Here is a 15,553-nt window from a genome sequence, read left to right as displayed (position 1 = left end):
GGGCGGCGAATCCCTCCCTCCCCTGAAGGGAGGGAGGTTCTGCGGAAGATCAGTGCGCGATGCCCGCTGCCGCGAGCACGGCGAGGGTCATGATCTCGGCCGCGTTCGACGACATCGTCGCGATCTGGACGGGCTTCTCCATGCCGACGAGCATCGGGCCGATCATCGAGCCGCGGCCCAGTTCGCGAAGCAGCTTGGCCGAGATGTTGGCCGACTGCAGGCCCGGCATCACCAGGACGTTGGCCGGTGCCGACAGGCGGTTGAACGGGTAGAGCTTCATGATCGACGGATTGAGCGCCGCGTCGGGGGCCATCTCGCCCTCATATTCGAAGCTGACGCCGCGCGCGTCGAGTTCGCTCACCGCGCCGCGCACCGTCTCCAGCCAGTTGCCCGACGGATTGCCGAAGGTCGAATAGCTGAGGAAGGCGACGCGCGGCTCGTGGCCCATGCGGCGCGCCACCGCGGCGGTCGCCTCGGCGATGTCGGCGAGTTCGGTCGCCGAGGGACGCTCGGTGACCGTGGTGTCGGCGATGAAGGCGGTGTGGCTCTGGCCGACGAACAGGTGGATGCCGAGTGGCTTCTTGCCCTCGATCGGATCGAGCACGCGGCGGATCTGGCGGAAGGTGCCGCTATAGGTGCGGGTGGTGCCCGTCACCATCGCGTCGGCCTCGCCCAGCGCCAGCAGCAGCGCGCCGAAGATGTTGCGATCCTGGTTGACCATCGCCTGCACCTCGCGGCGCAGCGCCCCCCGCCGCTTCATCCGGTCGTACAGATAGTCGACCATGCGCTCGATCAGCGGCGAGTTGCGGCTGTTGTGCAGCTCGTAGGTCTCGGGATCGTCGACGCCCAGCTCGCGCAGCTTGTCGGGCACGTCGTCGCGGCCGACCAGCACCGGGGTGCCGTAGCCGAGATTCTTGAACTGGATCGCGGCGCGCAGCACCACTTCCTCTTCCGCCTCGGCGAACACGACCCGCTTGGGATGCGCGCGGGCGATCTCGGAGGCGAGGGTGAGGACCGAGGTGGTCGGGTTGAGCCGCGCCTTGAGGCTGTTCTTATAGGCTTCGAGGTCGAGGATCGGCGCGCGGGCGACGCCGGTCTCCATCGCCGCCCTGGCGACGGCGACGGGCACCACCTCCATCAGGCGCGGATCGAACGGCGCCGGGATGATATAGTCGCGGCCGAAGCGCGGGGCCTCGCCACCATAGGCGGCCGCCACTTCCTCGGGCACCTGTTCGCGCGCCAGCTCGGCCAGCGCCTGGGCGGCGGCGATCTTCATTTCCTGGTTGATCCCGGTCGCGCGCACGTCGAGCGCGCCGCGGAAGATGAAGGGGAAGCCGAGCACGTTGTTGACCTGGTTCGGGAAGTCCGACCGACCGGTCGCGACGATCGCGTCGGCGCGCACCGCCTTGGCGTCGGGCGGCAGAATCTCGGGATCGGGATTCGCCATCGCGAAGATGATCGGATGCGGCGCCATCGTCTTGACCATCTCGGGGGTCAGCGCGCCCTTGACCGACAGGCCCAGGAATACGTCGGCGCCCTCGACCGCCTCGGCCAGGGTGCGCTTGTCGGTGGGGGCGGCATGGGCCGACTTCCACTGGTTCATGCCCTCGGTGCGGCCCTGGTAGACGACCCCCTTCGAATCGCACAGCAGCACCTTGTCGGGCGACACGCCGACCGCCTTGATCAGCTCTGTGCAGGCGATCGCGGCGGCGCCGGCGCCGTTGACCACGACGGTCATGTCCTTGAGGTCGCGCTTGGTAAGATAGGCGGCGTTGATGAGACCGGCGGCGGCGATGATCGCCGTGCCATGCTGGTCGTCATGCATCACCGGGATGTTCATCCGCTCCTTCAGCGCCTGCTCGATGATGAAGCATTCGGGCGCCTTGATGTCCTCTAGGTTGATGCCGCCGAAGGTCGGCTCCATCAGCGCGACGGCGTTGATGAACGCCTCGGGGTCCTCGGTGTTGAGCTCGATGTCGATCGAGTCGACGTCGGCGAAGCGCTTGAACAGGACGGCCTTGCCTTCCATCACCGGCTTCGAGGCGAGCGCGCCGAGATTGCCGAGGCCGAGGATCGCGGTGCCGTTCGAGATCACCGCGACCAGGTTGCCCTTGGCGGTATAGTCATAGGCGGTTGCCGGATCGGCGGCGATCGCGCGGACCGGAACCGCGACGCCCGGCGAATAGGCGAGGCTCAGGTCGCGCTGGGTCGCCATCGGCTTCGACGCGATGATCTCGATCTTCCCCGGCCGTCCGGTCGAATGGAAGAACAGCGCCTCCCGGTCGGAAAACTGAACCTTGCTGTCGCTCATGCTATGGCCCCCTCGCGGCACCCCGCCCGTGTTTTGCCCGGCCCGCTTTTGGGGCATGGCCCGAGAGTCCACAAGCCGCTATCAGCGTCCGGATGGCGCAAACCGCAAAAAAGGATATGGCCCCGTCAGCATCGGCGCCGACCCCGATGATGGCGCAATATCTGGCTCTGAAGGCGGCGGCCGAGGACTGCCTGCTGTTCTACCGGATGGGCGACTTCTTCGAGCTGTTCTTCGACGATGCGAAGGCCGCTTCCGCCTGCCTCGACATCGCGCTCACCGCGCGCGGCGAGCATGACGGCCGGCCGATTCCGATGTGCGGCGTCCCCGCCCATGCGGCCGAGGGCTATCTCGCCCGGCTGATCAAGGCGGGGCACCGCGTCGCGATCGCCGAGCAGACCGAGAGCCCGGCCGAGGCGAAGAAGCGCGCCGGCGCCAAGGCGCTGGTCGGCCGCGCCATCGTCCGCGTCGTCACGGCGGGCACGCTGACCGAGGAGGCGCTGCTCGATTCGCGCGCCGCCAACTGGCTGGTCGCGGTGGCGAGCGTGGGACAGGGGGAGGCCAAGGAGGAGGGGGACCGCCGCATCGGCATCGCCGCCGCCGACATCTCGACCGGGCGGTTCGAGATCGCCGGCCTGCCGCTCGCCGCACTCGACGCCGAGCTGGCGCGGCTCGCCGCCGCCGAGATCGTCGTCCCCGAGGATTTCGGGGAGATGCCCGCCGAGGCGGTCGCCTGGCCGCGCGAGCATTTCGATTCGATCCGCGGCGAGGAGCGGCTGAAGCGGCTGCTGGGCGTCGCCACGCTCGACGGCTTCGGCGCCTTTTCCCGCGCCGAGCTGGCCGCGGCGGGCGCGCTGATCGCCTATCTCGAGCGCGCCGGGCAGGGCAGCCTTCCCTTCCTGCAGCCGCCGCGCCGCCGCATCGTCGCCGATCACATGATGATCGACGCGGCGACGCGCGAAAGCCTGGAGATCACCCTCAGCCAGGCGGGGGTCCGCAAGGGCAGCCTGCTCGATGCGGTCGATCGGACGGTGACCGGCGCGGGCGCGCGGCTGCTCGGCGCCGACCTGTCGGCCCCGCTCACCGACGTCGCGGCGATCGAGGCGCGGCTCGACCTCGTGGCGCTGTTCGAGGGGGACGGTGGCCTGCGCGACCGGCTGCGCGGCGCGCTCCGGGCGCTGCCCGACATCGGCCGTGCGCTCGGCCGGCTGGTCGCGCGGCGCGGCTCGCCCCGCGACCTCGGCCAGCTGCGCGACGGGCTCGACCAGGCGCGGCTGCTCCACGACCTGCTCGGCCGCGCCGCGCCCATGCCCCCGCTGCTCGATGCGCTGCTGCCCGAACTGGTCGGCCATGGGGCGCTGATCGACCTGCTCAGGCGCGCGCTGGTCGCCACTCCGCCGATCGACGCGGCCCAGGGGGGCTATATCGCCGAGGGCTATGATCCCGCGCTCGACGTGCTGCGCGGCCAGGGCGGCGAGGGGCGCAAGGCGATCGCCGCGCTGGAGGCGCGCTATCGCGCCGAGACCGGCATCGCCTCGCTCCGGATCAAGCATAACGGCGTGCTCGGCTATCATATCGAGGTGCAGGCCAAACATGCCGATCCGCTGATGGCGGCGGATTCGGGCTTCACCCATCGTCAGACGCTGGCCGGCGTCGTCCGTTTCAACGCGCCCGACCTGCACGAGCAGGCGATGCGGGTCGGCCAGTCGGGCGAGCATGCGCTGGCGGCGGAAGCCGCGCATCTCGAGGAGTTGATGGCGTCCGCGCTCGCCCGCACCGCCGCCATCGCCGCGACTGCCGATGCGCTCGCCCGGCTCGACGTCGCCGCGGCGCTCGCCGAACGTGCGGCCGAGGGCGGCTGGACCCGTCCCCATTTCGAGCCGCACAGCTGCTTCGACGTGCGCGGCGGCCGCCATCCGGTGGTCGAGGCGGCGGTGGCGGCGCAGGGTGCGCGCTTCGTCGCCAACGACTGCTGTCTCGGCGAGCAGGAGCGCCTCTGGCTGGTGACAGGCCCCAACATGGGCGGCAAGTCGACCTTCCTGCGCCAGAACGCCGCGATTGCGATCCTGGCGCAGGCGGGCAGCCCGGTGCCGGCGGCGTCGGCGCGGCTCGGCATCGTCGACCGGCTGTTCAGCCGGGTCGGCGCCTCGGACAATCTCGCGCGCGGCCGATCGACCTTCATGGTCGAGATGGTCGAGACCGCGGCGATCCTGGCGCAGGCGACCGAGCGCAGCTTCGTCATCCTCGACGAGGTCGGGCGCGGCACCTCGACCTATGACGGCCTCGCCATCGCCTGGGCGGTGGTCGAGGCGGTGCACGACATCAACAGGTGCCGCTGCCTGTTCGCGACCCATTATCACGAGCTGACCCGGCTGGCCGAGCGGCTCGACGCGCTGTCGCTCCACCATGTCCGCGCGCGTGAGTGGAAGGGCGAGCTGGTGCTGCTGCACGAACTCGCCAAGGGACCCGCCGACCGCAGCTACGGCATCGCCGTCGCCAAGCTGGCCGGCCTGTCGCCGCCGGTGCTGGCGCGGGCGCGCGAGGTGCTCAAGAAGCTCGAGGCCGGACGCGCTGCGACCGGCGGGCTCGCGGCGGGTCTGGACGATCTCCCGCTGTTCGCGGCGGCCGCGCAGGTCGAGGCGGCGGCGCCCGATCCGTTGCGCCACGAGATCGAGACGATCGACGTCGACTCGCTTTCTCCGCGCGACGCGCTCGACATCCTCTACCGCCTCAAGGCGATCGTGCGCGGCGCCGGGGAATAAGGCGGGGTCGCTCGTCCGGCGGTGCCGTAGGTTGGTCGAACCCCGCTTGTTCCTGGAGACGCGCGCGCAAAAGCTCTCCCGAGCCTTTTGGGAGGACCATCATGACCAAGCAGAGATCGACCGCGATCCGCCTCGCCGCAGGAGCGGCGCTGGCGGCGATGGCCGCCGGCGCTGCGCTGTCGGCCGGCGGGGCGGCGGGCCCCACCGCGCCCTATATCGCCCCGATTCCACCCGTGCCCGCCGTGCCGCCGCCGCCCATGCGGCCGATCGGGGACGCCACCATCCGCCACGACCGGCTGAGCGCCGCCGAGCGCGCCGAGATCCGCGCCGCGGGAGGCGGCGGAGGCCCATCGCGAGGCGATGCGGGAGGCGGACGAGGCGCGTCGCGAAGCCGAAGCGGCCCGCCAGGAGGCGATGGCGGAGGCGGTGGAGGCGCGCCGCGAGGCCTTTGCCGAACGGTCGCGCGAGATGCGCGAGATGCGCGAGCTGCCGCGACGCGGCGAGGTTCGCGCCGCGCTGGCCAGCGCTCGCGCCTCGATCACCGGCGCGCAGGGCATGCGCGACGCCGACCGGAAAGCCGCGCTCGACAGCATCGACAGGGCGCTGTCGGGGCTGGACGACGGCTGGAGCCGGGGGCCGACGCTTCGGTAGCGGCGCCCGGCCCCGGCTTCAGGGCAGCGCGTAGCCGACCGTGGACTGGGCGACGAGCCGGTCCTCGCTCTCCTGCCAGAGCCGCACGTCGATCGTCGCGAGGCGGCGGCCGAGCCGGAGCAGGCGGGCGTCGGCGGTCACCGGCGCCACCGCGCAGGCGCGCAGGAAGGCCATGTTCAGGCTGTGCGTCACCGCCATCGCCACCGGCCCGACATGGGCGAGCACCGCCGCCCAGGCGGCGACGTCGACCAGCCCCATCAGCACCGGACCCGACACGATGCCGCCCGGCCGGACCATGTCCTCGTCGGGCTCGAGCAGCAGCCGGGCATGGCCGGGGGCGATCGTGACGAGCCGACCGAGCGCCGGCCGTGCCCTGGCGGGAAAGGATTCGTCGATGAAGGCGGCGAGCCCGTCGAGGTCGAATTGCAGGGGTGGGAGCGAGGACATGGTCAGGTCGAATCCGTTCGTCGTGATCCGTGATGCGCTCTAGCGTGTTGCTTTACCGCGATTTCCGAGTCGGCAGATGTTTCCATCTGCCTCGAAGCCGTTCTAGCCGGCCGGCGGCGCGCCGACCAGCGTTCGCAGCCCCGCGAAGGCGCGGGCGAGCCCCTCATGGCCGATCGCGCCGCCGATCGAGATGCGGACCGCGCGTTCGGCGGCGGCCGGATCGACCGCGAAGCGTTCGCCGGGGACGATCGACAGGCCGAGCGGGCTCAGCCGCGACGCGAGCTCGGCCGGGGACGGCGCCTTGTCGGCGAGCCGCAGCCAGATATGATAGCCTTCGGGATGGGCTGCATGGTCGAGCCCGGCCAGCAGCGGCGCGACCAGCCGCTGCCGCGCCACCCCCTCGGCCCGCACCCGCGCGACGAGATCGGCGAACACCCCCTCGCGCAGCCAGTGGGTGACGAGCGCGGCGTTGAGCGGCGGAGCCATCACCGAAGTCTCGGCGATATCGTCCACCAGCCGCCGGCCCGCCTTCACCGAGGGCGCCCGGACATGCGCGACCCGCAGCACCGGCGAGACGATCTTGGCGACGCTGGCGACATGCCAGCTGCATTCGGGCGCGAAGGCGGCGAGCGGCGGCAGAGGCGCGGCGGGCAACTGCCCATAGGCGTCGTCCTCGATCAGGGTGAGGCCGTGGCGGCGCACGATCGCCGCCAGCCAGAGCCGCCGTTCGAGGTCGAGCGTCGCGGTGGTCGGATTGTCGTTGGTCGGCACGACATAGACCGCTTTCGCTCCGGCCAGCGCCGCCGCCTGGACCGCGTCGGGATCGAGCCCGTCGCCGTCGCCCGGGATCGCGCGCACCGCCAGGCGGAAGCGGCGGGCGAGCGCGAGCAGGCCGGGATAGGTCGACCGGCCCGCGCAGATGACGTCGCCGGGCGCGAACATCGTGCCGACGATCGCATGGAGCGCATTCTGCCCGCCGGTGGTGACGATCGCCTGGTCCTCGGTCGTCGCCATGCCGCGCGCGCCGAGCGCGGCGGCGGCTTCCCGCCGGTCGCGCAGCGCGCCGCCGCTCGGCTGATACTGGAGCAGGGGCGACTGGCCGCCGGCACGCAGCAGGCTGGACATGCCGTCGCGGATCGCCTGGCCCAGCAGCGCAAAGCCGGGCTGGGGCGGCATGATCATCCCCGAATCGCCGGTCAGGTCCGCAAGCGGCAGCCCGGCGGCGTTGCGGACGTAGGAGCCGAGCCGCCCCGCCCCCTCGATCAGCCCGGCATCGCGGGCGAGGCCGTAGGCGCGGGTGACGGTGGTCAGGTCGACGCCCAATTCGCGCGCCAGTTCGCGCTGCGGCGGCAGCCGCTCGCCGGGGCGTAGCGCGCCGGTCCGCACCGCATGGTCGATCGCGTTGGCGATGGCGAGATATTTGGGGCCGGGGCGGTCGGAGAGATGGTCGAGCCAGCTTTGCATGGAGGGTGCCGGTGATTATGTATGGTTGTTTCAGCCATACATACTTCTATCTGCGGGGCAAGAGCTTCGCAGGAGTTGCGTCATGGCCGACATCACCGTCCCCGCCGCGATCGAAAAGGAATGGCCCAGGCTTGAGCCGATCCGCACCGGCATCCGCGGCCGCTGCCCGCGCTGCGGCGAAGGACGCCTGTTCAAGGGTTTCCTCAAGCTTGCCGACGGCTGCGATCATTGCGGCCTCAGCTACGACTTCGCCGATCCCGCCGACGGCCCCGCCTTCTTCGTGATCTGCTTCGGCTGCGTGCCCGCGGTCACCTTCGCGCTGCTGCTGGAAATCTATGCCAGCGCCTCGCTGCTCACCCAGCTGCTCGTCACCGGGCCGATGCTGCTCGCCACCTGCGTGCTGCCGCTGCGCCCGCTCAAGGGCTGGCTGGTGTGCAGCCAATATTTCTTCAAGGCGGGCGAGGGGCAGATCAGCCGGCCCTGGAGCCCTTATGGCGCGGACGGACCGCGGGTGATGCCCCCGAAGCGGCCCTGGCAATGACACCGGACCCCGACGACCTGCGCGCCGCGCGTGCGGCGGCGGCGAAGCTGCTCGCCCAACAGGGCTATCACCGCGAGGCGGCGATGGTGCTGGCTGGCGAGGGAGACGATTTCTCGGAAGTCCGCACCGCGCTCGCTCTGCTCGGCATCCTCGCGGCCGGGGCCGCGTCGCCGCCGTCTCAGCCGGCGAAGCTGAGGAACGGCCGCCGGCTCGCCGGCGAGGAATGCTGAGCGAACAGGCGCTCCTGCTGCTCTGGGGCGGCAGCGCCGTCGGCACGATGACCTTCGCGATGGGCCGCGATCGCAACCCGCTGCTCTGGCTGTTCGCCGCGCTGGCCGCAGGTCCGCTCGCGCCGCTGCTGCTGCTCGCCCTGCCGCCGGTCTGCCGCGATGGCCCGCCGCTCGATCGCGAGGCCATGGAATTGTGCGACGCCTGTCTCGAACCGGTGCGGCGCGACCGGCGGCAATGTCGCCATTGCGGCGTCGTCGCCTAATTGCCTCTTCGGTCGTCATCCCGGCGAAAGCCGGGATCTCGCGTCTTCGTCTTCACGGTCGCTTCGAGACGCGGACGAGGCAGGGGGATCCCGACGTTCGTCGGAATGACGGAAGATCACCGGCTTGATCGGAATCTAGCTCTTTCCCCCATTCGTCCCTATGTGGCGGACATGGCCACCAAGTTCGACCTGCTGCCGCAGCGCCGCGCGATCATCGATCGGCGGATGGTCGCCGATGCGCTGGCCGGGCTGCTGCCGGGCAGCAGCGACGCGGCGGCGTTGCGCGCCGGCGGCACCGCGATCCTGAAGGCGGCGCTCGACACCGCGCGGTGCGAGATCGCCCGGCGGCTGGCCGAGCAGCCGACCCGGGGATCGGAAACTGCGGCGGCCTACGCCTTCCTGACCGACCAGATCGTGCGACTGATCTACGACTTCACGGTCGAGCGGCTCTACCCGAACAACAACCCCTCCGCCGCCGAGCGGCTGACCCTGCTCGCGGTGGGCGGCTATGGGCGCGGCGAGATGGCGCTGCATTCGGACGTCGACATCGCCTTCCTCACCCCGTGGAAGCAGACGAGCTGGTCAGAGCAGGTCATCGAATCGATGCTCTATTCGATGTGGGACCTGGGGCTGAAGGTCGGCCATTCGAGCCGCTCGCTCGACGACATGATCCGCATGGCGAAGAGCGACCTCACCATCCGCACCGCGCTGCTCGAGGGGCGCTTCGTCTGGGGCGACGAGGCACTGTACGACGAGGCGAGCACGGTGTTCCGGCGCGACGTGGTGAGCGGCACTGCGAAGACCTTCGTCATCGAGAAGCTGGCCGAGCGCAACGAGCGCCACAGGCGGATGGGCGACAGCCGCTACGTCGTCGAGCCCAACCTCAAGGAGGGCAAGGGCGGCCTGCGCGACCTCCACACGCTCTTCTGGATCGGCAAATATGTCTACCAGGTCCAGTCGGTACCCGAACTGGTCGACAAGGGGCTGCTGACCCGGGCCGAGCTCCGCCAGTTCCAGAAGGCCGAGAATTTCCTCTGGGCGGTGCGCTGCCACCTCCACATCGTCGCGGGACGGCCCGAGGAGCGGCTGACCTTCGACGTCCAGCCCGAGATCGCCCGGCGGCTGCGCTATGCCGAGCGGCCCGGCAAGTCGGCGGTCGAGCGCTTCATGCAGCATTATTTTCTGACCGCGAAGCGCGTCGGCGACCTGACCGCGATCTTCCTGGCGCATATCGACGAGACCTTCGCGACGCGCGGCCGCCGCTTCGGCCTGCCCACGCTGCGCCGCAAGCCTACCAAGCTGGAAGGCTTCGTGCTCGATCGCGGGCGGCTGGCGATCCCGACCGACGACTTCTTCGCGCAGGATCCGGTGCGGCTGCTCCAGATGTTCGCGATCGCCGACCGGCACGGCCTCGAGATCCATCCGCTGGCGATGCGCGCGGCGGGGCGCGACGCCCGGCTGATCGACAACGGCGTCCGCCGCGATCCGCGCGCCAACGCCTTGTTCATGGACGTGCTGACATCGCACAACACGCCGGAAACGGTGCTGCGCTGGATGAACGAGGCGGGCGTGTTCGGGCGCTTCGTCCCCGACTTCGGCCGGGTCGTGGCGCAGATGCAGTTCGACATGTACCATCATTACACGGTCGACGAGCATTCGATCCGCGCGATCGGCCTGCTCAGCCAGATCGAGAAGGGCGCGCTGAAGGACGATCATCCGCTCTCGTCGAAGATCATGCCGGGACTGGTCCAGCGGCGGGTCCTCTACGTCGCGGTGCTGCTGCACGACATCGCCAAGGGACGCGGCGGCGACCATAGCGTCCTCGGCGCCGAGGTGGCGGAGAAGCTCTGCCCGCGCTTCGGGCTGACCCCGGCCGAGACCGAGACGGTCTCCTGGCTGGTGCGCTATCACCTCGTCATGTCCGACACCGCGTTCAAGCGCGACCTGTCCGACTTCAAGACGATCCTCGACTTCGCCGAGCGGGTGCAGAGCCCGGAGCGGCTCCGCCTGCTGTTCTGCCTGACGATCGTCGATATCCGTGCGGTCGGGCCGGGGGTGTGGAACAGCTGGAAACGCCAGCTGCTCGGCGACCTCTACGTAGCGGCGGAGGAGGTGCTGCGGCTCGGCCACAAGCAGACCGGGCGGCGCGAGCGGATCAGCGCCAAGCAGGCGCAGCTGCGCGAGCGGCTCGGCTGGGACGACGATCGCTTCGGCCGATATGTCGCGCGCTTCCCCGAAGCCTATTGGGTCGCCGAAAGCGTCGACATCCTCGAGGGCAACGCCCGGCTGATCGAGGCCGCCGATGCCGGCGACAGGCCGCTGTCGATCACTGCCTCTCCCGATCCCGATCGCGGCGCGACGCTGGTCAGCATCTATGCGGGCGACCATCCGGGGCTGTTCTACCGGATCGCGGGCGCGATCCACCTCGCCGGCGCCAGCGTGATCGACGCGCGCATCCACACGACGCGCGACGGCATGGCGATCGACAATCTGCTGGTGCAGGACCCGTTCGGCCAGCCCTTCGAAGGCGACGACCGGATGAAGCGTCTGAGCATCGCGATCGAGGACGCGCTCGCCAACCGCAGCCGCATGGCGGACAAGCTCCTCGCCAAGCCGCTCGCCCGACCGCGCGCCGACGCCTTCTCGATCGAGCCCGCCGCGCTGATCGATAACCGCGCGTCGAACCGCTACACGGTGATCGAGGTCAACGCCCGCGACCGGCCGGCGCTGCTCTACGCGCTTGCCCATGCGCTCTTCCAGGCGAAGGTGATGATCCATTCGGCCCACATCGCCACCTATGGCGAGCGCGCGGTCGATGTCTTCTATGTGGCCGACCTGACCGGCGACAAGATCACCAGCAGCGCGCGGCTGAAGACCCTCGAACGGCTGGTGGTCGACGCGGCGGCCGGCGCCCCGGCCCGCAAGGCGGCCTGACCCCCGCCCCGGCATTCCGCCTTTCGCGGATCCTTTGCCCGACCCTCATTCCGGCGGTGGCGGGCCCTGCGCCAGGGCCTCGCGCCGCATAAGAAGCGTACCGGGTCCATAGGGCGACGGCCCCTCGCCGCCGACGCGCGCGAAGCCCTGCGCCGCCCAGAAGCCGTCGGCGCCGTTGACCGCCACCAGGGTGATGTCGCCGAATCCGGCCGCTACGGCCTGCCGAATCGTGAGGGCCAGCCCGGCCTTGCCCGCGCCGGCGCCGCGCGTCGACGGCAGCAGGGCGAGGTCGTGGAGATAATAGCCGTCGGCGTCGGACGGGATCGCGCCCAGCGGCCGGTCGAGCGGTGGCGGACGGTCGCGATGCCAGGGATGGGCGATAAGATAGCCGGCCACCGCGCCGTCATGCTCGAAGACATGGCAGCCGGCCGGGTGGAGCGCCAGCCGTTCGGCATAGACCGCCGGCGCTTCGGTATAGGCCGCGCCATGGACGGCGTCCGAGATCGCCGTCACGGGACCGATGTCGCCCGGGCGCATCGGCCGCCAGCCGCTTCCTGTCCGCTTGCCCGTCATCCGCCCCTGATAGCATCCGGCCGCGCTGGTTGAAGCACCTGCTACACTTAGAAAGGAAAGGCCCGCCCGGATCGCTCCGGACGGGCCTAGGGGTCGTGGATCGATCGGCCTACATCGCCGCGTGGGCCAGTGCCGCGAGCAGCAGCAGCGCGACGATGTTGGTGATCTTGATCATCGGGTTCACGGCGGGGCCGGCGGTGTCCTTGTAGGGATCGCCGACGGTGTCGCCGGTCACGGCCGCCTTGTGCGCGTCCGAGCCCTTGCCGCCATGGTTGCCGTCCTCGATATACTTCTTGGCATTGTCCCACGCGCCGCCGCCCGAGGTCATCGAGATGGCGACGAACAGGCCCGACACGATCACGCCGAGCAGCAGCGCGCCGAGCGCGGCGAAGCCCTGTGCCTGTCCGGCGACCGCGGTGATCGCGAAATAGACCAGGATCGGCGCCAGCACCGGCAGCAGCGACGGGATGATCATCTCCTTGATCGCCGCCTTGGTGACCAGATCGACGGTCCGCGCATAGTTGGGCCGGCTGGTGCCCTCCATGATGCCCGGATTGTCGCGGAACTGCGCGCGGACGTCCTCGACCACCTGGCCGGCGGCACGGCCCACGGCGGTCATGCCGAAGGCGCCGAAGATGTACGGCAGCAGCGCGCCGAGCAGCAGCCCGACGATCACATAGGGGTTGGACAGGCCGAAATCGACCGGCAGGTCGGGGAAGTACAGCCCCAGATCGGCGGTATAGGCGCCGAACAGCACCAGCGCCGCCAGGGCTGCCGAACCGATCGCATAGCCCTTGGTCACCGCCTTGGTGGTGTTGCCCACGGCATCGAGCGCGTCGGTCCTGACGCGCACGCTGTCGTCGAGCCCCGCCATCTCGGCGATGCCGCCTGCATTGTCGGTGACCGGGCCATACGCGTCGAGCGCCACGACCATGCCGCCGAGCGCCAGCATCGCGGTCGCGCCGAAGGCGAGGCCGAGAATGCCCGCGAGCTGATAGGCCGCGACCACCGCGACGACGATCGCGATCGTCGGCAGCGCGGTCGATTCGAGGCTGATCGCCAGGCCCTGGATCACGTTGGTGCCATGGCCGGTCTCGGACGACTTGGCGATCGACCGGACCGGGCGATAGTTGGTGCCGGTATAATATTCGGTGATCCACACCAGCGCGCCGGTGAGGGCGAGGCCGATGACCATGCACAGGAAGATGTCCATGCCGGTGAAGGTCGCACCCGCGACCGGCGCCGTCATGTCGCCCAGCGTATATTGGGTGACGAGGTAGATCGCCGGCACGGCGAGGATCGCGGAGGTCCAGAAGCCCTTGTAGAGAGCGCCCATGATCGACTGGCTGGAGCCCAGGCGGACCATGTAGGTGCCGATGATCGAGGTGATGATGCAGACGCCGCCGACGATCAGCGGCAGCGACATCAGCCGCAGCACTTCCTCGGCGGTGCCCGTGGCGAAATGGGCGATCGAGATCATCGTCACGCCAAGCGTCACGACATAGGTCTCGAACAGGTCGGCCGCCATGCCGGCGCAGTCGCCGACATTGTCGCCGACATTGTCCGCGATGGTTGCGGGGTTGCGGGGGTCGTCCTCGGGGATGCCCGCCTCGACCTTGCCGACCAGGTCGGCGCCGACGTCGGCGGCCTTGGTGAAGATGCCGCCGCCGAGACGCGCGAAGATCGAGATCAGCGAGGCGCCGAAGGCGAGCGCGACGAGCGCTTCGATGACGACGCCGGCATTGGCGTCATAGCCGCGGATGCCGACCAGATAATAGAAGAACAGCGAGATCGACAGCAGGCCGAGCCCGACCACGAGCAGGCCGGTGATCGCGCCGGCCCGGAACGCCATCGTCAGGCCGCTCTGCAGGCTGTGGCGCGCGGCTTCCGCCGTCCGCACATTGGCCTTCACCGAGACGTTCATGCCGACGAAGCCGGTCGCGCCCGAAAGCACCGCGCCGATGACGAAACCGACCGCCGAGGTCAGCCCAAGAAAATAGGCGATGAGCGCGGCCATCACCACCCCGACGATCGCAATCGTCCGGTACTGGCGGCCAAGATAGGCGCGGGCACCCTCCTGAATCGCCGATGCGATGTCCTGCATCTTTTCATTGCCGGCCGATGCGGCCAGCACCTGACGGCTGGTAAAAATCCCGTATAATATGGCGAGTAGGCCGCAGCCGATCGCGACTTCTATGATGAGCATCCTGACTCCCTTCGCTCTGAAAGCGCGGGGATCGAGCTTTTCCGCCCTTTTTTGTCCCCCGACACGTGGCGACCTTGTATGTCTTTGTTGCTCGCCCGCCGCAAGAGGCCGAATTTCCGTAGCCTCGGAACACTAAAAGGGGCAGCAATACTTCCCGACCGGCGCGGTGACTTGCCGGATTAGCGCCGATGTTCGAAGCCGAGCGTCCCGGGCGGGGGCACCGCGCCGTCGCGATCATGGAGGCGCAGGCCCGAACCCGCCTCGAACCGTCCGATCGCGGTCGCATGGCGCGCTGCCGCCGCGGCCGCTTCGGGCGGCACCGCGGCGATCAGCTGGTAATCGTCCCCCGCCGTCGCGGCGGCGAGCCGGGCGGCGCGGCCGGCGCCGAAGCGCCGCGCCTCGTCCGACAGCGGCACCGCGTCGAGATCGATCGTCACCGCGAGGCCCGAGGCGTCGGCGATCCGGCCCACGTCGATCAACAGCCCGTCCGAGACGTCGGCCATGGCATGGGCGAGCGGCGCCAGCGCCCGGCCCTCGGCGAGGCGTGGCATCGGCAGTCGATAGGCCTTGAGCAGGCGGCGCGGCCCCTCGATCTCCCCCCGCGCGATCTTCAGGCCGAGCCCGGCGTCGCCGACCGGGCCGGTCAGGAACAGCAGGTCGCCGTCCCTGGCGCCGCGCCGGTCGGGGGCGCCGCCGGCGGCGACCTGGCCGATCGCGGTCAGGCCGAGCACGCGCGCATTCCCGCGCGGCTGGGCGACGGTGTCGCCGCCGAGCAGCGGCACCTCGAAATGGTCGAGCGCACGGCCGAGCCCGTCGACGAAGGCCGCGTCCCATCCGGCCTCGCCGGAGAGGCCGAAGCCCATCAGCACGCCGAGCGGCTCGGCCCCCTTGGCGGCGAGGTCGGACAGGTTGACCGCCAGCAGCTTCCACGCGACGTCGCCGGCCGGGTCGCCCGGCAGATAGTGGACGCCCTCGACCAGCATGTCGTGGGTGAACACCAGGTCGCGGCCGACCGGCGCGGGGAGCACCGCCGCATCGTCGGCGAGGCCGCGTGCGGCGGGATGGCGCGCAAGCCCGCGCAGGCGTTCGATCAGGCGTTGCTCGTCGCTCATGGCGCTACCATTCCCCAAGCGCCGCCGCGGTGGAAGCGGGATCTTGCCCGAACCCTTGCCAC

12 protein-coding genes are annotated in these 15,553 nt (G+C 70.3%); 6 read left to right on the top strand and 6 right to left on the bottom strand.

The window, feature by feature from the left end:
* Positions 1–49: 49 nt before the first annotated feature.
* A complete protein-coding gene (locus ASE22_RS24430) occupies positions 50–2,311 on the bottom strand; it encodes an NADP-dependent malic enzyme (protein WP_056365938.1) in 2,262 nt (753 codons plus the stop codon).
* Positions 2,312–2,427: 116 nt separating this feature from the next.
* Here ASE22_RS24430 and mutS point away from each other — a divergent pair, with 116 nt between their 5' ends.
* Both mutS and ASE22_RS24420 read left to right on the top strand, forming a co-directional pair.
* Positions 2,428–5,070, top strand: coding sequence for a DNA mismatch repair protein MutS (gene mutS, locus ASE22_RS24425; RefSeq protein WP_235535988.1), 2,643 nt, complete (start codon positions 2,428–2,430; stop codon positions 5,068–5,070).
* A 360-nt stretch (positions 5,071–5,430) separates the two neighbouring features.
* Positions 5,431–5,721, top strand: coding sequence for a hypothetical protein (locus ASE22_RS24420; RefSeq protein ID WP_056365933.1), 291 nt, complete (start codon positions 5,431–5,433; stop codon positions 5,719–5,721).
* Positions 5,722–5,739: 18 nt separating this feature from the next.
* Here ASE22_RS24420 and ASE22_RS24415 read toward each other — a convergent pair whose 3' ends face one another.
* Positions 5,740–6,168, bottom strand: coding sequence for a PaaI family thioesterase (locus ASE22_RS24415; protein ID WP_056365930.1), 429 nt, complete (start codon positions 6,166–6,168; stop codon positions 5,740–5,742).
* 102 nt (positions 6,169–6,270) lie between these two features.
* Positions 6,271–7,632: an aminotransferase-like domain-containing protein gene (locus ASE22_RS24410; protein WP_056365927.1), complete on the bottom strand. Its 1,362-nt coding sequence runs from the start codon at positions 7,630–7,632 to the stop codon at positions 6,271–6,273.
* Between the two features lie 82 nt (positions 7,633–7,714).
* Between ASE22_RS24410 and ASE22_RS24405 the strand changes: the two genes are divergently transcribed.
* The 4 genes from ASE22_RS24405 to ASE22_RS24390 all read left to right on the top strand — a co-directional run bounded on the left by ASE22_RS24405 (position 7,715) and on the right by ASE22_RS24390 (position 11,600).
* A complete protein-coding gene (locus ASE22_RS24405; RefSeq protein ID WP_056365923.1) occupies positions 7,715–8,173 on the top strand; it encodes a DUF983 domain-containing protein in 459 nt (152 codons plus the stop codon).
* The gene (locus ASE22_RS24400; RefSeq protein WP_056365921.1) at positions 8,170–8,403 is read left to right on the top strand and encodes a hypothetical protein; all 234 of its coding nucleotides are present in this window, start codon (positions 8,170–8,172) and stop codon (positions 8,401–8,403) included. Before ASE22_RS24405 ends, ASE22_RS24400 begins: the two co-directional genes overlap by 4 nt.
* Entirely contained in the window at positions 8,397–8,666 is a 270-nt protein-coding gene (locus ASE22_RS24395) for a hypothetical protein (RefSeq protein ID WP_056365918.1), read from the top strand. Before ASE22_RS24400 ends, ASE22_RS24395 begins: the two co-directional genes overlap by 7 nt.
* A gap of 171 nt (positions 8,667–8,837) precedes the next feature.
* Positions 8,838–11,600 (top strand): [protein-PII] uridylyltransferase, encoded by a 2,763-nt coding sequence (locus ASE22_RS24390; RefSeq protein WP_056366212.1) that lies wholly within the window; start codon positions 8,838–8,840, stop codon positions 11,598–11,600.
* A gap of 45 nt (positions 11,601–11,645) precedes the next feature.
* Here ASE22_RS24390 and ASE22_RS24385 read toward each other — a convergent pair whose 3' ends face one another.
* The 3 genes from ASE22_RS24385 to thiL all read right to left on the bottom strand — a co-directional run bounded on the left by ASE22_RS24385 (position 11,646) and on the right by thiL (position 15,491).
* A complete protein-coding gene (locus tag ASE22_RS24385; protein ID WP_235537443.1) occupies positions 11,646–12,137 on the bottom strand; it encodes a GNAT family N-acetyltransferase in 492 nt (163 codons plus the stop codon).
* A 145-nt stretch (positions 12,138–12,282) separates the two neighbouring features.
* On the bottom strand, positions 12,283–14,379 hold the full coding sequence (locus ASE22_RS24380) for a sodium-translocating pyrophosphatase (protein WP_056365912.1): 2,097 nt from the start codon (positions 14,377–14,379) through the stop codon (positions 12,283–12,285).
* Between the two features lie 179 nt (positions 14,380–14,558).
* Entirely contained in the window at positions 14,559–15,491 is a 933-nt protein-coding gene (gene thiL / locus ASE22_RS24375) for a thiamine-phosphate kinase (protein ID WP_056365909.1), read from the bottom strand.
* Positions 15,492–15,553: the final 62 nt, after the last annotated feature.

This window comes from Sphingomonas sp. Root720 (assembly GCF_001428605.1).
GTDB lineage: Bacteria > Pseudomonadota > Alphaproteobacteria > Sphingomonadales > Sphingomonadaceae > Rhizorhabdus.
The sequence above is the reverse complement of the archived record's forward strand: the minus strand, read 5'-3'. Positions and strand labels throughout refer to the sequence as shown.